The organism is Bradyrhizobium sp. 155, from assembly GCF_023101105.1.
GTDB lineage: Bacteria > Pseudomonadota > Alphaproteobacteria > Rhizobiales > Xanthobacteraceae > Bradyrhizobium > Bradyrhizobium canariense_D.
This window is the reverse complement of the sequence record NZ_CP064704.1, coordinates 7079086-7099692: the sequence shown is the minus strand read 5'-3', so window position 1 is coordinate 7099692 and position 20607 is coordinate 7079086. Positions and strand designations below refer to the sequence as shown.

The window sequence follows — 20607 nt, the reverse complement described above, 5'->3', positions numbered from 1 at the left end:
CCAGCTCCAAATCCTTTACCTGCGTGGCGCGCCGAAAACGCGCATCAGCAGCCAGATCGGAATCACGATGACAGCGCCGAGCAGGAAGTAGCGCCACAGCCAGTTCACGGTATCGAAGCCGAGATCCCACAAACGCTGGAACAGAAGACGAATGCTTAAGATGATATTCCAGGGGTCGAAGCCGATCGCCGCCAGCACGACGCCGACGAGGATCGAGAGCAGCACCAGGCGAAACGCGACCGCCAGCGGCGAGCCGCCGAGAAAGCGGTGCAGGCCGTCACTGCGGCCGGCCGGCAAATCTCTGACGTCGTGGGCCATCTCAAACTCCTCAGGGGATTCGACCTATCATAGGGCAAGGCGGGGACATGGGGAACCTGTGAGGGGGCGTCAATCGGCTTACGGGATTTTAATTCGGGCAAGCACACGCCCGGGGCTTCTTAAGCCTCAACCTCGGCCGCCTCCGCTTTCAGCATCTTTTCCAGCGTTTCCAGCCGGTCGGCCTCCCGCGGCGGCTTGTCCCAGCGCAGCCGGCTGATGCGGGGAAAGCGCATCGCGACGCCGGATTTGTGCCGTGGTGAGCGCTGCAGCCCCTCGAAGGCGACCTCCAGCACCAGCCCCTTGTCTGGCTCGTGCACGACGTGGCGGACGGGGCCGAATTTTTCGGTGGTATTGCGACGCACGAAGCGGTCGATCTGGAGCAGCTCCTCGTCCGTGAAGCCGAAATAGGCTTTTCCGACCGGCACCAGTTCGTCACTGCCCGGCCCTGCGGTCCAAACGCCGAAGGTGTAGTCGGAATAGTAGGACGAGCGCTTGCCGTGGCCGCGCTGCGCATACATCAGCACGGCGTCGATGATGTGCGGATCGCGCTTCCATTTCCACCATTGTCCCTTCGGCCGCCCCGGCAGATAGGGTGCGTCGCGCCGCTTCAGCATCACGCCTTCGACGGCGTCCGCGTCCTCGCCCGCACCAGCGCTGGCGGGATCGGCGCGTGCTGCGGTCAGCGCCTCCCAGCTTGCGAAGGCGACGGTGGGCGACAGATCGATGCGGGGATCGTCGAGCTTACCGATGAAGGTCTCCAGCCGTTCGCGCCGCTCCGCGAAAGGCAGCTCGCGCAAATCGTTCTCGTCGTCGCCGAGCAGATCGTAGGCGCGCAGATGAATCGGAAATTCCTTGATCAGCTTCGGAGACACGACCTTGCGGTTGAGCCGCTGCTGCAGAAAATTGAAACTTTGCACGCGCCCTTCGCGCAGGATCAGAAGCTCGCCGTCGATGGCGCCGGGCAGCCGCAGCGACGGCACGAGGTCCGGAAAGCTCCCGGTGATGTCCTCGCCGGTGCGCGAATAGAGCCGAGCGGTGATGTGGCCGTGCTCGTCGCGGCCGGCCACCGCCTGCACGCGGATGCCGTCCCATTTCCATTCGGCGATGTAGTCGGCGGGATCGAGTGCAGCGAAATCGGTGTCCTCGATCGCATGCGCCAGCATGACAGGACGGAACGGCGCGGGATCGCGATTGACTGGCTTGTCGCCGCGGCCTTCCAGCCAGGCGAACAGGTCGAGATAAGGCGGCGCGAGACCGGGCCAGATCAGCTCGACCTCATGCGGGTCCTTGTCGCCGAGCGCGGCGGCCGCGGTCTTTGCCAGGCGCGCGGAGATGCCGATGCGCAACGCGCCGGTGACGAGCTTCAACAGCGCCCAGCGGCCGGTCTCATCCAATTCGTCGAGCCAGCGCTCGAGCTGCTTCGGCAGCTCGGTCTTGCCGAGGGTGCGCAGGGTGGTGACCACCTCGGTGAGGGTTGGGGGAGGTGGGTTGTTGTGGACACCCACGGCCTTCGGCCACATCAGCGCGATTGTCTCGGAGAGATCGCCTACATAGTCCCAGGATAGGCCGAACAAGACCGGGTCAGTTCGCTGGGCGATAAGATCGCGCAGCAGAGAAGGTTTTGCGTGCTTGAAACTCAGCGCACCGGTCAGCGCGGCCAGCGCGTAGCCGCGATCGGGATCGGCGACCTCGCGAAAATAACTCGTGATCAGCCGCAGCTTGTTGTTGCGGCCGGGTTCGTAGGCGAGGCGGTCGAGAAGTTCGGCGAAGCGGTTCATGCTTCGGCCTCGTCAGCGAGCGGCGTCTCGGTCTCCTCCTCGTCGCCATAGCCGACGAGATCGAGCGGCCGCGACCGCAAACCCTTGCTTTGGCACCAATGCACCAGCGCGTCTTCCTGGCCATGGGTAACCCAGATCTCGCCGGCACCGGTCGCGGCGATCGTGGCGGTGAGGCCGTCCCAATCGGCGTGATCCGAGATCACCAGCGGCAGCTCGATGCCGCGTTGCCGCGCGCGGGCGCGCACCCGCATCCAGCCAGAGGCGAATGCCGTGACGGGATCGGGAAACCGGCGGGTCCAGAGATCGGATGTTGCAGAGGGCGGCGCCAGCGTGATGGTGCCGGCGAGCGCCGCCTTCTTGACGCCCTTCGCCGGCCGCAACTCGCCGAGCTCGATTCCGCGGCTCTGATAGTAATGCGTGATCTTCTCCATCGCGCCATGCAGATAGATCGGCGCGTCGTAACCCGCTTGGCGCAGCAGAGCGATCACGCGCTGCGCCTTGCCAAGCGAATAGGCGCCGACGAGATGCGCGCGCTCCGGAAATAGCGCCACCGACGCCAGCAGCTTCTTGACCTCGTCGGCCGCATCGCCATGGCGAAACACCGGCAGGCCGAACGTTGCCTCGGTGATGAAGACGTCGCAGCGTACGAGCTCGAACGGCGTGCAGGTCGGGTCGGGCGCATCCTTGTAGTCGCCGGAGGCGACGATGCAGGTGTCCTTGCAGGTGACCGCGACCTGCGCCGAACCGAGCACATGGCCGGCCGGGTGAAACTTCGCGCTGACGTCGCCGAGCCGGATCTCCTCGCCATAGTGGATTGCTTGGGTGGAGCCGGCAAAATTCTCGCCATAGCGCAGCCGCATCATGTCCAGCGTTTCCTGCGTCGCCAGCACCGCGCCGTGGCCGGCGCGGGCATGGTCGGAATGGCCGTGGGTGATCACGGCCCGCTCGACCGGCCGGACGGGGTCGATATGGAAGCCGCCCGGCTTACAGCATAGGCCGGCGGCAACTGGCAGCAGGATGTCTTGCGGACGCATGCCTGTTATATAGGTCGCGACCCCGCATCTTCGAGTCATCACCGCTTCGTTCCCTGGTTCCCACAATGCCCCTGCGCTTGTTCCTGACCTCCGGCGATCTCATGGCCGACCGCCGCTTCGAGTTCGCGCGCGACCTCCAGCTCAAGGGCGATCTGGCGGCCGCCGCCGACCTGCTGGAGCAGACCATCGAGATTGCGCCGAATTTCACCTCGGCCTGGTTCACGCTCGGCGAAATCCGCGCGCAACTCGGCGAGCGCGACAAGGCCATTGCGGCCTTTCGCAAATCGCGCGAGTCCGACCCGAGCGATCAGCATGGCGCTCATCTGCATCTGATACGCCTCGGCGATGCGCAATTGTCCGAGATGCCCAAGGCCTATGTGCAGGCCTTGTTCGATCAATACGCCCCGCGCTTCGAGCACGTGCTGATCAACGATCTCGGCTATCGCGCGCCGTCGCTGATCTTCAAGGCGGTGGTGGCTGCCCGCGTCGCCGCGAAGAAGCCCGCCCTGTTCAAGCGCGCCATCGATCTCGGCTGCGGTACGGGGCTCGCGGCCGCCGCCTTCGCCAAACAGGTCGACCAGTTCATCGGCATCGATCTGTCGCCCGGCATGGTCAAGGAGGCGCGAGCCACCGGCCTCTATGCCGAGCTCGAAGTCGCCGACATGATCGAAGGCCTGCGCAGCAGGAGCGAGGCGAGCGCAAACCTCGTCGTCGCTGCCGATGCGTTCGTCTATCTCCCCGATCTCGCACCGGTGCTCGGCGAAGCCAGGCGCGTGCTCGCGCCCGGCGGCGTGCTTGCGTTCACGCTGGAGACCCATGACGGCAGCGGCATCGTTCTCGGCGAAGGCCTGCGCTATGCCCATTCGGCGGAATATGTGCGCGATGCGATGGCGAAGGCCGGCCTCAAGCTCCTCACATTGGAGCAGGCCTCGCCACGCACCGAGAACAACGAACCGGTGGGCGGCCTCGTCGTGGTCGCCGAGAAAACTTGAGTTTAGGCGCTATAAGCGGCGCTTTAAGCGTCATTGCGTCGCAAAGCCGCGACTTCCCACTTGCGAGCCGTGCGGCGATGCCAGCACAATGCGCGCACCAGGGAGAAACAAACAATGACCAGGAATCCATCGCGGCGCGATTTCAGCGCCGCCGCGCTCGCGACCATCGCGGCCTCCACCTTGCCCGCGCCCTATGTCTGGGCCGCGGAGAAGAAATACGATTCCGGCGCCAGCGACACCGAGATCAAGATCGGGCAGACCGTGCCGCATTCCGGCCCCGGCTCGCTCTACGGCGTGCTCGGGCGCGTCGGCGAGGCCTATTTCCAGATGCTGAACGAAAAGGGCGGCATCAACGGACGCAAGGTCAAATTCCTCACCATGGATGATGCCTACAGCGCGCCGAAATGCGTCGAGGCGACGCGGCGCCTGGTCGAGCAGGAGGAGGTGCTCGCGCTCTACGGCTCGCTCGGCACCGCGCCGCAGACCGCCGTGCACAAATACCTCAACTCGAAGGGCGTGCCGCAGTTGCTGCTCAACACCGGCGCGTCGAAGTGGAATAACCCGAAAGAGTTCAAATGGACGATGGCTGGCTTGCCGCTCTATCCGACCGAGGCGCGGATCCTGGCGCGGCACGTCGTCAGCGTGAAGCCGAACGCGAAGGTCGGCATCCTGTACCAGAACGACGATTTCGGCCGCGACTTCCTCGGCCCCTTCAAGAAGGTTCTGGAAGACGCCGGCGGCACCGCCAAGGTGATCATGGAGCAGACCTACGATCTGACCGATCCGACGGTCGATTCCCAGCTCATCAACCTCTCGAAGTCGGGTGCGGACGTCTTCTACAACATCTCCACCGGCAAGGCCTCGTCGCAGTCGATCCGGAAAGTAGCCGAGCTCGGCTGGAAGCCGCTGCAGCTGCTGTCGGCCGGCTCGACCGGCCGCTCCATCCTCAATGCCGCGGGCCTCGAGAACGCCGCCGGCATCGTCGCCATCCGCTACAACAAGGAAGTCGGCCTGCCCAAATGGGAGAAGGACCCCGACGTCATGGCGTTCGAGGAGCTGCGCAAGAAGTACACGCCGGCGATCGATCAAGACAACACCATCGCCTTCGCCGGCTACGGCCAGGCCGTCACCATGGGCGAGATCCTGCGCCGCTGCGGCGACGAGCTCACCCGCGCCAACGTGCTGAAGCAGGCTTCCAACCTCAAAGGCTTCCACTCGCCTTATTTCCTCGACGGCGTCACTTACGACTACACGCCTGACGATTACACGCCGATGAAGACGCTCTTCATCTCCACCTTCACCGGCAAGGACTGGGACATCTCCGACAAGCCGATGTCGGAGTAGGGGCGCTTTCTTCTCCCCTTGTGGGAGAAGATGGCGCGAAGCGCCGGATGAGGGGGCTTTCTCCGCGTACTCGAACGATGCTCTTTCGCGGAGAGATACCCCTCACGCGTCTCGCCGCTTCGCGGCGATCCACCCTCTCCCACAAGGGGAGAGGGAACGGCAGTATCGCCCTCGTCGTTCACCCCCTCGACGAACCCGTCCCCACGGCTTACCTGTGATGCCGTGCCGCCCCGCATCCGCAAAATCCCGGTCGAACCTGCCGCGCTGCTGCCCGACCGCTTCAAGGCGTGGTTCGCGGCCCGCGGCTGGTCGCCGCGCGCGCATCAATTGGCGCTGCTGGAGAAGGCGCGCGAGGACCGATCCGCATTGCTGATCGCGCCCACCGGCGCCGGCAAGACGCTGGCGGGATTCTTGCCGACGCTGGTCGAGCTGAGCTCCGCGCCCAAAGCTTCGGCGAAATCGGTGATCTCCACCGGCCGCAGTCTGCAACGCACCGGCGGCCTGCACACGCTCTACATCTCGCCGCTCAAGGCGCTCGCGGTCGATATCGCGCGCAACCTCGAGCGCCCCGTCGCCGAGATGGCGCTGCCGATCAAGATCGAGACCCGTACCGGCGACACGCCGACGTCGCGGCGGCAGCGGCAACGGCGCTATCCGCCGGACATTTTGCTGACGACGCCGGAGCAGCTTGCGCTGCTGCTGTCCTCCGACGACGCGCCGTTCCTGTTTTCCTCCTTGAAGCGCATCGTGCTCGACGAGCTGCACGCGCTGGTGACGTCCAAGCGCGGCGATCTGCTGTCGCTTGGACTCGCGCGGCTGTGGCGGTTGGCGCCGCAGATGCGGGCGATTGGCCTGTCGGCGACCGTGGCCGAGCCTGAATCGCTGGCGCGCTTCCTGGTGCCGCAGCCCGGCGGCAAGGAAGCGGCGGCCGACATCGTCCTTGCCGGCGGCGCCGCACCGCCGCTGGTCGAGATGATGGACACGCGCGAACGCCTGCCCTGGGCCGGCCACAGTGCGCGCCACGCACTTCCCGAGATCTACGAGCTGATCAAGGCGAACAAGACCACGCTGGTTTTCGTCAACACCCGCAGCCAGGCCGAGATGCTGTTCCAGAATCTCTGGAGCATGAACGACGACAATCTTGCCATCGCGCTGCATCACGGCTCGCTCGACGTCGCCCAGCGCCGCAAGGTCGAAGACGCGATGTCGGCGGGCAAACTGCGCGGCGTGGTCTGTACCTCCTCGCTCGATCTCGGCGTCGACTGGGGCGACGTCGATCTCGTCGTCAATATCGGCGCGCCCAAGGGCTCCTCGCGCCTGATGCAGCGCATCGGCCGCGCCAACCACCGGCTCGACGAAGCCTCGCGCGCGGTGCTGGTGCCCGCGAACCGATTCGAGGTGCTGGAGTGCCGCGTCGCGATCGACGCCATCGCGGAGAATGCGCAGGACACGCCGCCGCTGCGCCTGGGTGCGCTCGATGTGCTGGCCCAGCACGTGCTCGGCTGCGCCTGCGGCGAGCCGTTTTTCTCCGACGAGCTTTACGGTGAGGTCCGCACCGCCGCGCCCTACGCCGATCTCACGCGGCAGGACTTCGACGACGTGGTCGATTTCGTCGCCTCCGGCGGCTACGCGCTGAAGACCTATGAGCGTTTCGCGCGGATCAAGCAGGACAAGGAGGGACGCTGGCGCGTCGCCAATCCCAGGGTGCGGCAGAGCTACCGGATGAATGTCGGCACCATCGTCGAGGACGACATGCTCAAGGTGCGGCTGGTGCGCTCGCGCGGCGGAGGTCAAGGAAAAGCAGGCGGGTCGACCGGCGTGATCGCGCGCGGCGGCAGGCTGCTCGGCGAGATCGAGGAAGCCTTCATCGAGGGTCTCAGCCCGGGCGACACCTTCGTGTTCTCAGGAGAGGTGGTGCGCTACGAAACCCTGGTCGAAGACCAGGTCTATGTCTCGCGCGCCAACGACAAGGACCCGAAGGTGCCGTCCTATATGGGCGGCAAGTTTCCGCTCTCGACCTATCTTGCCGAACGGGTTCGCCGCCTGCTCGATGACGGGCGCGCGTGGGGCGCCTTGCCGGAGCAGGTGCGCGACTGGCTGTCGCTGCAAAAGGACGTCTCGCGCGTGCCGGCGGTGCGCGAGCTGCTGGTCGAGAGTTTTCCCCGCGCCAACAAGCATTACGTCGTCTGCTATCCCTTCGAAGGCCGTCTCGCGCATCAGACGCTCGGCATGCTCTTGACGCGCCGGCTGGAGCGCGCCCGCGCCCGGCCGCTCGGTTTCGTCGCCAATGAATATGCGATCGCGGTCTGGGCGCTCGGCGACATGTCCTCCATGATCCGGGACGGCAGGATCGACCTCGACGCGCTGTTCGATCCCGACATGCTCGGCGACGACCTCGAAGCGTGGCTTGCCGAATCCGCGCTGATGAAGCGCACGTTCCGCAATTGCGCGATCATCTCCGGCCTGATTGCGCGGCGGCACACCGGTGAGGAGAAGAGCCGCCGTCAGGTGCTGTTCTCGACCGATCTCGTTTACGACGTCCTGCGCAAGCACCAGGCCGATCACGTGCTGTTGCGCGCCGCCCGTGCCGATGCCGCCACTGGCCTGCTCGATCTGCGACGCCTCAGCGACATGCTCACCCGCATCCGGGGCCGCATCACGCATCGGGAACTCGACCACGTCTCCCCGCTCGCCGTCCCCGTGATGCTGGAAATCGGCCGCGAGTCAGTCTATGGCGAAGCTGGAGACGAGCTCCTGGCGGAGGCCGCCGACGAGCTCGTCAAAGAGGCGATGGGATAACAGCAGGTTTTGACGTGGGGGCAGGCGCGCTGGTTTCAGGGGATATCGAGGACATGCGCGTTTCGAATGTCAGCATCAGCAGCGTGACCTTCGCGGCCGATCTCTCCGGCGCGCTATTCTGGGAAGAGCAGCGCCTGCTCGTCGTCTCCGACCTGCATCTGGAAAAAGGTTCCAGCTTCGCCATGCGCGGCGTGCTGCTGCCGCCTTACGACACCATCGCGACGCTCAGTCGTCTCGCTGCTGTCATCTCCCGCCATGATCCCCGAATCGTCATCGCGCTCGGCGACAGTTTTCACGATCGCACGGCGCATGGACGGCTGTCGGCGGAGGATCGCGACGCGGTCGCCGCCTTGCAGGCTGGCCGCGACTGGATCTGGATCTCAGGCAATCACGATCCGGCGCTGCCGCGTGATCTCGGCGGCACCGTCGCCGACGAAGTTGCGATCGGTCCGATCACCTTCCGCCACGAGCCGACGGGCGCGAGCGGCGAGATCGCCGGCCATCTTCATCCCAAGGCGCGTGTCTCCGCGCGCGGCCGCTCGATGGAGCGCCGCTGTTTCGCCTGTGACGGCGAGCGTGCCGTGATGCCCGCCTTCGGCGCCTACGCCGGCGGCCTCAGCATCCGCGATGTGGCGTTTGCAAAGATCTTTCCAATGAACGGTTTTGTCGCGCACCTGCTCGGCGACCGCCGCGTCCACGCGATCGCCGCGTCACGGTGCAGCTAAGCCGCTTTCGCCTGCACGTCGTCGCAGAACTCCGCCAGCCGATCTGCCAGCCGCAACGTCGCGGGACTTGCGCCCGGCGCGGCCATCAGCGCCACTTCGGTCCGGTTGATCGGCGCAAAGCCGTCCTTCGCGCTCAGCACGCGGTGGTCGGACTGGATCGCCATCTCCGACAGGATGCTCAAGCCCATGCCGGCCGCGACCGCGGCCTGGATGCCGGCCAGGCTCGATGACGTATAGGACATGTGCCAAATGCGGCCCGCGCTTTCCAGCGCATGGATGGCGCCGGCGCGGTAGAGGCAGCCGAGCGGAAAGCCGATCAGCGGCACGGAGGCGACATCGGCGTGGATCGGATGGCTCTTGCTGGTCACCCAGTGCACCTGCTCCGGCCACACCGCAATCGCGCCTTTCTCACCGGCCGCGCGCTTGAACAGCGCCAGATCGAGCTCGCCGCGATCGAGGTCGCGGGCGAGATTCTTGCTCTGGTCGGCGCGCACATCGAGCCGCAGGCCCGGATGCGAGCGCGAGAACGCGCCGAGCAGTTTCGCCAGCCGATACGCCGCAAAGTCCTCGGGGATGCCGAGCCGGATTGCGCCTTCGCCGTCGGGCTGGCGCAGCACGTCGCGCGCCTCTTCCGCAAGCGACAACAACCGCCGCGCATAGGACAGCAGCCGCTCGCCGGCTTCGGTGGGGCGCACGTCCTTGCCGTCGCGATGCAGCAGGACCTGGCCGACATCCTCCTCCAGCCGCTTGATCTGCTGGCTGACGGTCGATTGGGTGCGATGGACGCGCTCGCCGGCGCGGGTGAAGCCGCCGGCATCGACTACCGACACGAAGCTGCGCAGGAGCTCCAGATCGAGCATGGCTGCCTCCATTCGAAAATCCACTGGCTGGAAGTTAATCATTTAATTTCCAAATGACAAGCCGGCTCCCTAGATCGAGGGCTCAGGAGAATGCCCCTCATGTCGCTCGCCCCTTCGCTTGCCGTTCCGCGCAGCCGCTTCAACACGCTGCCGCTGGCCATCGGCCTGTTCTGCCTGCTCTGGAGCTACGCCTTCGTCGCCGGCAAGATCGGCGTGACCCATTGCCCGCCGCTGATCCTGCTCGCCGCGCGCTTCTCGCTCGCCGGCATCTTGATCCTCGGTGCCACGCTGGTCCGCGGCGACGACTGGTCGCTGTCCTGGCGCGATGCCGCGATCTTCGCCGTGCTCGGCGTCGCCAACAACGCGCTCTATCTCGGCCTCGGCTACACCGGACTGCAATCGGTCTCCGCCGGCCTCGGCGGCCTGATCGTGTCGGCCAATCCGGTGTTCACGGCGGGCCTCGCCGCGCTTCTGCTCGGCGAAGGCATGACCTGGCGCAAGGCGAGCGGCCTCCTGCTCGGAATCATCGGCGTGACCTTGATCGTCTGGCACCGCCTGGCGGTCGGCACCGACTCGCTGCACGGCATCGTGTTCACGCTGGCCTCGCTCGCCTCTCTCGTTGCCGGCACCATTTTGTTCAAGCTGCTCGCGCCGAAGGGCTCGCTGTGGGTCGGCAATGGCGTGCAGAATCTTGCCGCCGGCATCGTGCTGACGCCGGTGGCGCTCACCTTCGCCGACGTTCATGCCATCGACTTCACGCCGGGCCTGATCGGCGCCTTCGCCTTCCTCGTGCTCGGCGGCTCGATCCTGGCGTACTGGCTCTGGTTTCATTTCTTGAAAGTGTGTGGCGCGACGGCTGCCAGTGCCTATCATTTCCTGATGCCGCCGCTCGGCATGCTGTTTGCGTATCTCGTGCTCGGCGAACATGTCGAGGCGCGCGATCTGCTCGGAATCATCCCGGTCGCACTCGGCATCTACCTGGTGACGCGGCCCGCCAAATCCGTCTCGTAAGAGGCGTCCATCATGCCCATTTCCATCACCCTGATCGGCGGTCCCACTGCGCTGATCGAGATCGATGGCTTCCGTTTGCTCACCGATCCGACCTTCGATGACGCGCACACCGCCTATCAGCTGCCGCATGTGAAGCTGGAGAAGACGATCGGCCCTGCGCTCAAGGCCGATGCGATCGGCCCGATCGATGCCGTGCTGCTCAGCCACGACCAGCATTCGGACAATCTCGACAATTCCGGCCGCGACTTTCTCAAACATGTGAAGCGCGTGCTGACCACCGAGGCCGGCGCGCAGCGCCTCGGCGGGCATGTCGAAGGTTTGGCGCCGTGGGGCACGGCGCATCTGAAAGATCGTGACGGCAACTCGCTGACGATTACTGCGACCCCGGCGCGTCACGGGCCGGCCGGCATCGAGCCGCTGTCAGGCGACGTCATCGGCTTCGTGGTGTCGTCGAGCCGGACCGACACCACATCGGTCTACATCAGCGGCGACACCACCTGGTTCGACGGCGTCGCCGAGGTCGCGCGCCGTTTCAAATGCGGCGTGGTGATGCCTTTCGCCGGCGCCGCGCAAACGCGCGGGCCGTTCCATCTGACCATGGACACCAACGACACCATCGAGACCGCGCGCGCCTTCCCCGATGCGATGATCGTGCCGGTTCATACGGAGGGTTGGGCGCATTTCCGCCAGAACAGCGAGGATCTACGCAAGACCTTCGACGTGCTCGGCTTCGGGACGCGGCTGCGATTGCTCGAGCCCGGCGTGCCGACGGTGGTGCAGGCGCCGTAGCCCCGACTGTCATGCCCCGGCTTGACCGGGGCATCCAGTACGCCGCGGCGGTAATTGTGAGAGCGAGTCGCCTAACGCAGGCCTCTGGAATACTGGGTCGCCCGGTCGAGCCGGGCGACGACGAGAGGAGAGAGCGTAGTCTCCTCAATCCTTGCGAAACACGATCGAAGCCATCCATCCCGTCATCAGCGCCATCGCGGCGGTGACGAGGCCGTAGATCAGGCCGTTCTGCCGCGCGGTGGTGGCGACGAACTGCTCGAAGCCGACCTTGACGATCTCGAACGCGGTCTCGGTCTTGCCGATGAACGCGCCGTCGGCAAACAGCTTGATCTCCACCTCGTAAGTGCCGATCGGCACCTCCGCCGGCAGCGGAATGCCGGTGCGGAACAGCGTCGGCGTCAGGAATGTCACCGCGCTCGGATCCTCGCGGTAGAGACCGCGCTGGGTGCGCAGGCGGATGAAGGCGGAGCGGAACACGTCGTTAGGCACCACATCGGCATAGTCGCCGCTGACACGCTGGGTCAGCAGCACGTTGTTAAGCCCGATCTGCTGACGCCGCGCGATCTCGGGCGAGGTGATGACATCGAAGGAGCGGTTGGCAAATAGCGCGAGATAGCTCGGCACCTCCAGGAACTGGCGGTAGTCGGTGTTGATCCAGATCCCGAAGGTGCGCTCCTTGCGCCGCGTCACCATCTCGGCGCGCGGGCCCATCACGGTGACGACGAGATCGTAGCTCTTGCGATCGGCGGGCGTGGAGGCGTCCTTCTCGACCGAGCCGAACAGCACCAGCTCCTCGCCGGAATAATTCGGCGTCACCGTGACGCGATGGTTGGAGACCGACACGATCAGCCGCTCGGCGCGTGCGACGGAGCCGAGCAGCAGAACGAGCAGGACCGCGAGAGCTGTGCGCATCATCCGTTCACCCCCAGCTCGCGGATGGTGAAGAGGTCTTCGGGCCGGATCACCAGCTCGATGGCGAAGCGAACGCCGACCGAGAGGATCAAGAGGCCGAGCAGCAGCCGCAGCTGCTCGCCGCGGATCTTCTGACCGGCGCGTGCGCCGAACTGCGCGCCGGTGACACCGCCGACCATCAGGATCAGCGCCAGCACCGCGTCGACGAGGTGATTGGTCACCGCATGCAGCAGGGTCGCAAACAGCATCGTGACCAGCGTCAGGACCATCGAGGTGCCGATCACCGTCGAGGTCGGCACCCGCAGCAGATAGATCATGATCGGCACCAGGATGAAGCCGCCGCCGATGCCCATGATGGCGCCGATGAAGCCGATCAGGACGCCGATGATCACGACCGGAATGACCGAGAGGTATATCTTGGAACGCTTGAACCGCATCTTCAGCGGCAGGCCATGGATCCAGTTGTGGGTGCGTCGTGGCGGCACCGCGCCGCGCCGGGTCCGCATTAGGGCGCGCAGGCCTTCGGAGAACATCAGGCTGCCGACGGTGGTGAGCAGCACGACGTAGGACAGTGCGATCATCAGATCGAGCTGGCCGAGCGCACGCAGCTGCGTGAAGGTCCACACGCCCAGCGCCGTCCCGGTCACGCCGCCGCATAACAGCACGCTTGCCAGCGCCGGGTCGATCGCGCGTCGCCGCCAATAGGCGAGCGCGCCGGAAAAGGACGAGGCGGCGATGTGGCTCGCGACGGAGGCGACCGCGACCGCCGGCGTGATGCCGATGAAGATCAGAAGCGGCGTCATCAGGAAGCCGCCGCCGATCCCGAACATGCCGGAGACGAAGCCGACCGCCGCGCCCATCGCTAGCACGAGGAAGACATTGACCGGAAGATCGGCGATCGGGAGATAGAGCTGCATCGAGAGACCACGCTTCCCGCGAGACGGATCGATTGCGCGGAATGCTCGCAGGAGGGCAGAACGATTGCCGCGCCCTTCAATAGCGGAATTCGGTGGCCGGCGGGACCAGGAATTTCAGGCGTGGTGAATGGGCTAAGAGAGATCAGATCACGGCTCGCAGCGAACCGAGCATTCCGCCACCTTCTCCGCCGTCATGCCCCGGTTGACCGGGGCATCCACTATGGCGCAGCTTCTCCGTATCCAACCGACGCCTCTGGAATACTGGGTCGCCCGGTCAAGCCGGGCGACGACAAGAGGAGAAAGCGTACTAAACCGATTAATGCACAGCCGAGGCCGCGCGCTTGGCGGCAACCGGCTTCGGCGCAGGCTTCGCGTTGGCCTGCGGGGCGCTGTCCCAGCCGCCGTTCGGGGCCGCAACATTGACGGCGTCGTCGGGCTGCGGTTCGGCGCTGAAGGTCTGGATCGCGAGCTTGGCGGCGGCGAGCGATTGCGGGTCGAGCCGCTTGGCGACGTCGTCGCGCTTGCCGGCCGCGTCCGCATCGCCCTGGGCGGCGGCGAGCGTGAACCATTTATAGGACTCGGCGAGGTTCTGCTCGACCCCGATGCCGCGGGCATAGAGGATGCCGAGGTTGAACTGGCTGTCGGCGACGCCGCGGTCGGCGGCCTTCCGGAACCACAGTGCCGCGCTCTTGTAATTGGCTCCGCGTCCGCCGCCATCGGCGTCGAGCACCGCGAGATTGTGCATCGCCTTGGCGTTGCCGCGCTCGGCCGCCTGCGTGTAGTAGCGGCGGGCGATGTCGGCGTCCTTCTTCACGCCAAGACCCTTTTCGTAGAGTGTCCCGAGGCGGAAGGTTGCGGGCACGACGCCGGCCTGCGCCGCACGGTCGTACCATTTGGCGGCTTCGTCGTAATTCGCGGCCACGCCCTTGCCCTCGGCAAAGCGCACGCCGATCTCGTAGGCCGCGGTCGCATCGCCCTTCATCGCGGCGGTGCGCAAGCCGGGGCCACCGATGCCGTCAGGCAGCTTTTCGGTCGGCGGCACCTGGATCATCGCGAGTTTCGCGCGGCTCGTGCCCGACAGCGCGCCGGTGACGTCGCTCGACGCCGCAGGCGGGGTTGGCGCCGCGGTTTGCGGGATTTCGACCGAAGCGGTGCCGCTCGGGCTCGTCACGGACCCCGGCGCGGCATTGTTCTGCGACTGCTTTCCGATCGGCGTCGGCGAGGTCATCGAGGGCGTGACCTGCTCTGGCGCGGCGGGCTTGTTCTCAATGGACGGCAGGGCTCGCGGCGCGGGCTCGCTCGACGTATTCTCCATCGCCTGCGGCGCTGGCGACGAGCTGCTGCCATCGAGCAGGTTCATCGCCATCTTGAAGGTGCCGAGCACGATCACGACCACGCTCGCGCCGACCAGCAGCGAGCGGATCTTCGAGGTGATGGTCGACCCGCCTTCCTGGCCCTTGTCCTTGGCGCGACCGGCAGACGCCTTGGCGGCCCGGCCGGTTTTCTCGGGTGGCTGCGCGGCGGCGGCTTGCGCTGCGCGGCGCGCGGCAGCGATGAAGCTCGACGACGACACCGGCTCCTTGGGCGCGGCCGGGATTTCGCTGATTGCGCTTTCGGACGCAGCGATGCGCTCGGACGGCGTGGCGATGCGTGCACCCGGCCTTGTGCCCGGCTCGAGCGGATGATCCGGCGGCAGTTCGGGCGCAAGCGCGGCGCGCGTGGGCGCGGTATGCGGCTCCAGGATTTCGCTGATCGCGCGTGGCGGAACCGGCGGTGCCATCGGCATCGGCGGCGGCGCCGCCGGCGCGGCGGCTTGGAATTCGCGCGGCGCGGCGGCGAAGGCGGCGTGCGCCGCCTGCGCGGCGGCTGGATTGGGCAGCTCGGGCTTCGGATCGTATTTCGGGTGCTGCTGTTGCTGCGGCCGCGGCTCGTGCGCCATCGGCGCGGGCGCCATGGGAGCGGCCATCGGCATCGGCATCGGCTGCGCCGCAGGGGCGGGCGGCGCGGTGCGCACATTGCGAAGATCGCCCTCGATCATCGAGAGACGATCGACGACGTGGCCAAGGGCGTTGTGGACGGCCTCCAGCGAATCCTGGGTGGTCCGGTTGGTCTCGGCCTGGCTGAAGCGGATGTCGGAGAGCTCGCGCTTGACGAGATCGACCATGCCGGAATCGGCGGGCGGCGCGGAGTTGCGGCTCTCGGCCAGCGCGGAATAGGTCGCCTGCTGCCGCTCCAGGTGGCGCAGGATGTCGTGCAGCCCGTCCTCGACGCGGCTGAAATTGCCGTTGCGCGGATCGGAGGCGGCCTCGAGCCGCTCCAGCAGATACGAGACCCGCTGTTCAAGATGAGCGAAGGTCGAAGCCGAGTCGTTGCCGACCTGCATGCGATCGAAACGGTCAGACAGGGCGCGGATCGCGCTTTCGAGCTGCTCGCTGCTCTCGGATGGTTGAGGGCGCTCGCGCGTTTCCAGAGCGGCGGTGAGCGCCGCGATGCGCTGTTCCAGCACCGCAAAACTGTCGCCTTGGCCGGACGCACGGGTGACCTGGTCGACCTTGGACGACAGCAGCTGCACGTCGTCCGAGAGCCGTGCCAGCGCTTCGTTGGAGGCAACGTTGGAGACGATGCCACGCAGCGCCGAGATCGCGCCTTCGAGCTGGCGGACCGTCGACGGATCGTCATTGGCGCGCAGGATCAGATCGAGCTTGGCGCCGAGATTGCGGATCGCCTCGTCATAGCCGGTGAGCTGCTCGGCCGGCGTCAGCGTGCGGAGCACCTGCTTGATCTCGGACAGCGCGTGCTCGATGCCGGACAGGACCTGACCGTCGGTGCCGTTGGAGCGGGTCTCGTCGATGCGCCGATGCAGCGAGCGGATCTCGTTCTCGATCGATTCGATCGCGCGGCGCGGCATCGCCTCGGTGATGGCGTTGCGGATCTCCGCAAGCTCGCTGCGGAACGTGTTGATCGCCTGCTCGGTATTGTCAGGGCGCTGCAGCGATTCGATCTGGCTCGTGATCTTGAGCAGATGGCGCTCAAGCGCAGAGAAATCCGGCCCCGGCTGGGGTGGCGGCGGAGCATAGGCAGGCGCGGGCGGCGCCATCGGGGGCGCGTAAGGAGCTGCCGCGGGCGCGATCGGCGGCGCGGCGCGCGGCGGCATCTGCCTGGGCGTAAAGCCGTCGAGCTCGCTCTGCCGTGCGGTGATCTCGGCCACCGCGACGTCGAACGAAGCGGGGCTCAGGGGCGGTGAGTTGCGATAGACCTGTGCTGCCGCGCGCTCGACCGCATCGGCCTGGCGCTGGCGCGTTTCAACGGGGGCCTGTCGTGGTGCCGGAGCCTGCTGCGGCTTTGAGATTTGCGACAGCCTTGCATCGAGCCGCGAGATCGCGTCGTTGAGCTGGCGCGCAACGCCCTGCTCGCGCGAAACGTCTTGTCGCGGAGTATCTTGTCGCGAAGAATCTTGCCGCGGCGCGGGCTTTGAAATCCGCTCGATCTGCTGGGTGATGGCGTCGAGCCGCTGGTGGATGTCGGCAACTTCGCGGCTTTCCTGGCTCGGTACTTGAGTCGGTACCTGGCTCGGGACGTTCTGGGCTTGCGGACGCTGGTCGTAAAGTCCGCGAAAGTTTGGCGGGGCGGTCTCGCCGAGCGTGGAGTTCAGCCAATCGTTGAGTGACATGCCGGCGCGACGCGCAGCAGCTTCGGCCCGCTCCCGGACGGATGGATCGATGCCGTCAACACTCCACGATACGCGCGAATTCATGACTCTGTCCGGTTCCGACTCCGGCGCCCCATCCGGCGCCTCCAGTCTTCCCTCGCGTGCCGGTTGCAAAGACAATCGGATTTGGCGCGGGTCGTCTGCCTCGAAAACCGACTTTTGTCTGTTACGGTAAATAACGGGTTAAGGAACCCGTTGACGGTGTCTTAAAGTTGGGCGGCGGGGTGCGACACCCACCGCTGTCATGCCCCGCGAAAGCGGGGCATCCAGTACCCGCAGCCTCTCGATTCCAGCCGCGCAGCCTCTGGAATACTGGATCGCCCGCCCCCGTGCGCAATTGCGCACAAGGCGGGCGATGACAGCGGAATAATACGCAACGGCACGTCATGGCGTCTGGCCAGCCCCTCAGCCCTTGCCCTCGCGCTTGCCATCCTCCAGCGGCACCACGGTGCCGCTTGCGCTCATCGCCGACAGGGCCTCGAGCGCCTCTTCGCAGAAATCGGCCACCATCTGCTCGTGCCGGGCGCCGAGCTGAAGCAGCAGCAGGTTACCGAGGTCGAGCACGCCGGACGCCGCCCCTTCCGGGAAGCGCTTCTTCAGGATGCGCTCGTAGTTCTCGTGGCGATCGCGGTGGTGCTCGAGCCGGGCCATCAGGTCGGTGCGCATGGGCTCGAGGCCGATGCTGTCGAGCGCATGCAACCGCACCAGGAGATCGTCCTTGATGGAAGGGGGCGTGCTTGGCCGCGCGGCCCAGTGCCGCAGCGCTGTTCGGCCCTCCGGAGTCAGCGTATAGATCAGTTTATTGGGTTTGCCGGTTTGCACGACCTCGCGGCCCTGGATGTAGCCGCGGTCGCGCAGCTTGGAGAGCTCGCGGTAGATCTGCTGGTGGTCGGCCTTCCAGAAGAAGCCGATCGAGGAATCGAATGTCTTGGCGAGCTCGTAGCCCGTCATCGGACGTTCCGTCAGGCAAGCGAGGATTGCGTCGCCCAAAGCCATGACCCGGTCCTCCTGTTGTCGATCTTAACCAATTGGCTTGACTTTATGCGCATCGGCGCATATGCGTCAATGTGCATATGAGGCGACCCGATAACGAGGGCAAAAACCGCCCCGAAAACCCCAATGGAGTCAACCTTCGCGCTACTGTGCATGGGGTTGTTTTCGCGTTTTTTGCCCGAGCCTTTTAGGGAGGCACCTGAATGACCGGCCTCGAGTCCTGGTACGGCTACATGAAGTCGCATGACCGGGCAGCGCTCTGGGACCTGCTCCATCCCGACGCCGTCTTCGAAAGCCCTGTCGTGCACGCGCCGCAGCGCGGCCGCGACATCACCTTCAAATATCTGGCCAGCGCTGAGAAGGTGCTTGGCGGTCCCGGCTTCAGCTATGTCGGTGAATGGAAGAGTGAGAGCGGCGCCGTGCTCGAATTCAAGACCATGATCGACGGCATCGAGATCAACGGCGTCGACATCATCAGCTTCGACGGCGAGGGGCGCATCACGCATTTCAAGGTGATGGTGCGGCCGCTGAAGGCGATCAACATGCTGCATCGCCTGATGGCGGAACAGCTTGCCGCCACTCAATCCTAAGCCAATACCGTCACTTCAAGGCCTGCCGGGAGACCACCATGCCGATCTACAAAGCCCCCGTCGAAGACGTGAACTTCCTGCTCAACGACGTCTTCCAGATCGACCGCTACGACAATCTGGCCGGCTTCTCCGACGCGTCGAGCGACGTGCGCGAAGCCATTCTCGGCGAAGCTGCCAAGCTCGCCGAAGAAGTGCTGCAGCCGCTCAATCGCGTGGGCGATCTCGAAGGCTGCAAGCGCGCCGATGACGGTAGCGTCACCACGCCGACGGGATTCAAGGAGGCGTTCAAGCAGGTCGCCGAGGGCGGCTGGCTCGGCCTGTCGGCACCAACCGAGTTCGGCGGCCAGGGTCTGCCGGTGACGCTGAGCCAGGCGGTCAACGAATTCCAGATCTCCGCCAACATGGCGTTCTCGATGTATGGCGGCCTCACCATGGGCGCGACCGCGGCGCTGATCGTCCACGGCACGCCGGAGCAGAAGCAGACCTACGTGCCGAAGATGGTGGCGGGCGAGTGGACCGGCACCATGAACCTGACCGAGCCGCATTGCGGCACCGATCTCGGCATGCTCCGCACCAAGGCGGTGCGGCAGGCCGACGGCAGCTTCAAGATCACGGGCACCAAGATCTTCATCTCGGCCGGCGAGCATGACCTCGCGCCCAACATCATCCACCTCGTGCTTGCCCGCATTGAGGGCGCGCCCGCCGGCATCAAGGGCGTGTCGCTGTTCGTGGTGCCGAAATTCCTGGTCAATGCCGATGGTTCGGTCGGCGCACGCAACGGCGTGGTCTGCGGCTCGATCGAGCACAAGATGGGCATTCACGGCAATTCCACCTGCGTGATGAACTACGACAACGCCACCGGCTGGCTGATCGGCGAAGAGAACAAGGGCATGCAGGGCATGTTCGTGATGATGAACGAGGCCCGCCTCGGCGTCGCCGTGCAGGGTCTCGCGCAGTCGGAAGTGGCCTATCAGAACGCGGTCGCCTATGCGCGGGATCGCATCCAGGGCCGTTCGCTCACCGGTGCCAAGGCGCCGGACAAGCCGGCCGATCCGATCATCGTCCATCCCGACGTGCGCCGCACGCTGCTGTCGATCCGCGCCTTCAACGAGGCCGCGCGCGCCTTCGTGATGTGGACCGCGCTGAAGAGCGACGTCGCCCATCGCTCCGAGGATCCCAAGGACCGCCAGGCCGCCGATGATCACATGGGCCTGATGACGCCGGTGCTGAAGGGCTTTCTCACCGATTACGGCTTCGCCAACGCGGTGCAGGCGCAGCAGATGTATGGCGGCCACGGCTATATCGCCGAGCAGGGCATGGAGCAGTTCGTGCGCGATGCCCGCATCGCCATGATCTACGAAGGCGCCAACGGCATCCAGGCGCTCGACCTCGTCGGCCGCAAGCTGCCGCGCGACGGCGGCCGCGCCATCATGGCGTTCTTCGGCGAGGTCATGGCCTTCGCCAAGGAGAACGGCGGCGACGAGGCGATGAAGCCCTACATCACTCCGCTCTCGGCCTCGCTCGGCCATCTCCAGCAGGCCACCACCTGGCTGATGCAGAACGCGATGGCCAAGCCCGACAATGCCGGTGCCGCCGCAACCGATTACCTCAATCTCTTCGGCTTCGTCGCGCTCGGCTATATGTGGGCGAAGATGGCGAAGGTGACGCAAGCCAAGATTGCCGAGAGCGGTGCGACGCCCTATCTCTCGACCAAGCTCGTCACCGGCCGTTTTTTCATGGAGCGGATGCTGCCGGAGACCGCCGCCAATCTCGCGCGCATCCAGGCCGGCTGCGCCACCATCATGGAACTGCCGGCGGAAGCGTTCTGAAGCCGCT

The 20607-nt window shown here is 65.9% G+C and carries 16 protein-coding genes; 8 read left to right on the top strand and 8 right to left on the bottom strand.

Going from position 1 to position 20607, the window contains the following annotated elements; translation table 11 throughout:
- Positions 1–15: 15 nt before the first annotated feature.
- From IVA93_RS33915 to IVA93_RS33905, 3 genes are all read right to left on the bottom strand, one after another.
- A complete protein-coding gene (locus IVA93_RS33915; RefSeq protein ID WP_018460033.1) occupies positions 16–318 on the bottom strand; it encodes a DUF6460 domain-containing protein in 303 nt (100 codons plus the stop codon).
- A gap of 119 nt (positions 319–437) precedes the next feature.
- Positions 438–2096, bottom strand: coding sequence for an ATP-dependent DNA ligase (locus IVA93_RS33910; RefSeq protein WP_018460032.1), 1659 nt, complete (start codon positions 2094–2096; stop codon positions 438–440).
- Positions 2093–3130: a ligase-associated DNA damage response exonuclease gene (locus IVA93_RS33905; RefSeq protein ID WP_018460031.1), complete on the bottom strand. Its 1038-nt coding sequence runs from the start codon at positions 3128–3130 to the stop codon at positions 2093–2095. Before IVA93_RS33905 ends, IVA93_RS33910 begins: the two co-directional genes overlap by 4 nt.
- A 65-nt stretch (positions 3131–3195) precedes the next feature.
- Here IVA93_RS33905 and IVA93_RS33900 point away from each other — a divergent pair, with 65 nt between their 5' ends.
- The 4 genes from IVA93_RS33900 (at position 3196) to pdeM (ending at position 8990) form a co-directional block, all read left to right on the top strand.
- Positions 3196–4122 carry a methyltransferase domain-containing protein gene (locus IVA93_RS33900; protein WP_018460030.1) on the top strand — a complete coding sequence of 309 codons (927 nt, stop codon included), beginning with the start codon at positions 3196–3198 and terminating at the stop codon, positions 4120–4122.
- A 114-nt stretch (positions 4123–4236) separates the two neighbouring features.
- Entirely contained in the window at positions 4237–5466 is a 1230-nt protein-coding gene (locus IVA93_RS33895) for an ABC transporter substrate-binding protein (RefSeq protein ID WP_085384950.1), read from the top strand.
- A 222-nt stretch (positions 5467–5688) separates the two neighbouring features.
- A complete protein-coding gene (locus IVA93_RS33890) occupies positions 5689–8265 on the top strand; it encodes a ligase-associated DNA damage response DEXH box helicase (RefSeq protein WP_018460028.1) in 2577 nt (858 codons plus the stop codon).
- Between the two features lie 53 nt (positions 8266–8318).
- Positions 8319–8990, top strand: a complete 672-nt coding sequence (gene pdeM, locus IVA93_RS33885; RefSeq protein WP_018460027.1) for a ligase-associated DNA damage response endonuclease PdeM — start codon at positions 8319–8321, stop codon at positions 8988–8990.
- On the opposite strand, the gene IVA93_RS33880 is transcribed toward pdeM, so the two are convergent.
- A complete protein-coding gene (locus IVA93_RS33880) occupies positions 8987–9850 on the bottom strand; it encodes a LysR family transcriptional regulator (protein WP_026233925.1) in 864 nt (287 codons plus the stop codon). The genes pdeM and IVA93_RS33880 overlap by 4 nt on opposite strands.
- 99 nt (positions 9851–9949) lie before the next feature.
- Between IVA93_RS33880 and IVA93_RS33875 the strand changes: the two genes are divergently transcribed.
- The gene (locus IVA93_RS33875; protein WP_018460025.1) at positions 9950–10861 is read left to right on the top strand and encodes a DMT family transporter; all 912 of its coding nucleotides are present in this window, start codon (positions 9950–9952) and stop codon (positions 10859–10861) included.
- 12 nt (positions 10862–10873) lie between these two features.
- Positions 10874–11650 carry an MBL fold metallo-hydrolase gene (locus tag IVA93_RS33870; protein ID WP_018460024.1) on the top strand — a complete coding sequence of 259 codons (777 nt, stop codon included), beginning with the start codon at positions 10874–10876 and terminating at the stop codon, positions 11648–11650.
- A gap of 144 nt (positions 11651–11794) precedes the next feature.
- Here IVA93_RS33870 and IVA93_RS33865 read toward each other — a convergent pair whose 3' ends face one another.
- From IVA93_RS33865 to IVA93_RS33850, 4 genes are all read right to left on the bottom strand, one after another.
- A complete protein-coding gene (locus IVA93_RS33865; RefSeq protein WP_018460023.1) occupies positions 11795–12565 on the bottom strand; it encodes a TIGR02186 family protein in 771 nt (256 codons plus the stop codon).
- Complete coding sequence (locus tag IVA93_RS33860; RefSeq protein WP_018460022.1) at positions 12562–13479, bottom strand: sulfite exporter TauE/SafE family protein; 918 nt, start codon at positions 13477–13479, stop codon at positions 12562–12564. The genes IVA93_RS33865 and IVA93_RS33860 overlap by 4 nt, the downstream gene beginning before the upstream one ends.
- Before the next feature lie 316 nt (positions 13480–13795).
- A complete protein-coding gene (locus IVA93_RS33855; protein ID WP_247364182.1) occupies positions 13796–17233 on the bottom strand; it encodes a tetratricopeptide repeat protein in 3438 nt (1145 codons plus the stop codon).
- A gap of 360 nt (positions 17234–17593) precedes the next feature.
- Complete coding sequence (locus IVA93_RS33850; protein ID WP_018460020.1) at positions 17594–18184, bottom strand: PadR family transcriptional regulator; 591 nt, start codon at positions 18182–18184, stop codon at positions 17594–17596.
- Positions 18185–18384: 200 nt separating this feature from the next.
- On the opposite strand from IVA93_RS33850, the gene IVA93_RS33845 reads away from it, so the two are divergent.
- The gene (locus IVA93_RS33845) at positions 18385–18771 is read left to right on the top strand and encodes a nuclear transport factor 2 family protein (RefSeq protein WP_018460019.1); all 387 of its coding nucleotides are present in this window, start codon (positions 18385–18387) and stop codon (positions 18769–18771) included.
- Positions 18772–18809: 38 nt separating this feature from the next.
- The gene (locus tag IVA93_RS33840; RefSeq protein ID WP_018460018.1) at positions 18810–20600 is read left to right on the top strand and encodes an acyl-CoA dehydrogenase C-terminal domain-containing protein; all 1791 of its coding nucleotides are present in this window, start codon (positions 18810–18812) and stop codon (positions 20598–20600) included.
- The last annotated feature ends 7 nt before the right edge of the window (positions 20601–20607 follow it).

What these genes read in the sequence shown, in the direction of transcription:
- IVA93_RS33915 (WP_018460033.1), bottom strand. Translation starts at nt 318, where the DNA reads ATGGCCCACGACGTCAGAGATTTGCCGGCCGGCCGCAGTGACGGCCTG.
- IVA93_RS33910 (WP_018460032.1), bottom strand. Translation starts at nt 2,096, where the DNA reads ATGAACCGCTTCGCCGAACTTCTCGACCGCCTCGCCTACGAACCCGGC.
- IVA93_RS33905 (WP_018460031.1), bottom strand. Translation starts at nt 3,130, where the DNA reads ATGCGTCCGCAAGACATCCTGCTGCCAGTTGCCGCCGGCCTATGCTGT.
- IVA93_RS33900 (WP_018460030.1), top strand. Translation starts at nt 3,196, where the DNA reads ATGCCCCTGCGCTTGTTCCTGACCTCCGGCGATCTCATGGCCGACCGC.
- IVA93_RS33895 (WP_085384950.1), top strand. Translation starts at nt 4,237, where the DNA reads ATGACCAGGAATCCATCGCGGCGCGATTTCAGCGCCGCCGCGCTCGCG.
- pdeM (WP_018460027.1), top strand. Translation starts at nt 8,319, where the DNA reads ATGCGCGTTTCGAATGTCAGCATCAGCAGCGTGACCTTCGCGGCCGAT.
- IVA93_RS33880 (WP_026233925.1), bottom strand. Translation starts at nt 9,850, where the DNA reads ATGCTCGATCTGGAGCTCCTGCGCAGCTTCGTGTCGGTAGTCGATGCC.
- IVA93_RS33875 (WP_018460025.1), top strand. Translation starts at nt 9,950, where the DNA reads ATGTCGCTCGCCCCTTCGCTTGCCGTTCCGCGCAGCCGCTTCAACACG.
- IVA93_RS33870 (WP_018460024.1), top strand. Translation starts at nt 10,874, where the DNA reads ATGCCCATTTCCATCACCCTGATCGGCGGTCCCACTGCGCTGATCGAG.
- IVA93_RS33865 (WP_018460023.1), bottom strand. Translation starts at nt 12,565, where the DNA reads ATGATGCGCACAGCTCTCGCGGTCCTGCTCGTTCTGCTGCTCGGCTCC.
- IVA93_RS33860 (WP_018460022.1), bottom strand. Translation starts at nt 13,479, where the DNA reads ATGCAGCTCTATCTCCCGATCGCCGATCTTCCGGTCAATGTCTTCCTC.
- IVA93_RS33855 (WP_247364182.1), bottom strand. Translation starts at nt 17,233, where the DNA reads ATGAATTCGCGCGTATCGTGGAGTGTTGACGGCATCGATCCATCCGTC.
- IVA93_RS33850 (WP_018460020.1), bottom strand. Translation starts at nt 18,184, where the DNA reads ATGGCTTTGGGCGACGCAATCCTCGCTTGCCTGACGGAACGTCCGATG.
- IVA93_RS33845 (WP_018460019.1), top strand. Translation starts at nt 18,385, where the DNA reads ATGACCGGCCTCGAGTCCTGGTACGGCTACATGAAGTCGCATGACCGG.
- IVA93_RS33840 (WP_018460018.1), top strand. Translation starts at nt 18,810, where the DNA reads ATGCCGATCTACAAAGCCCCCGTCGAAGACGTGAACTTCCTGCTCAAC.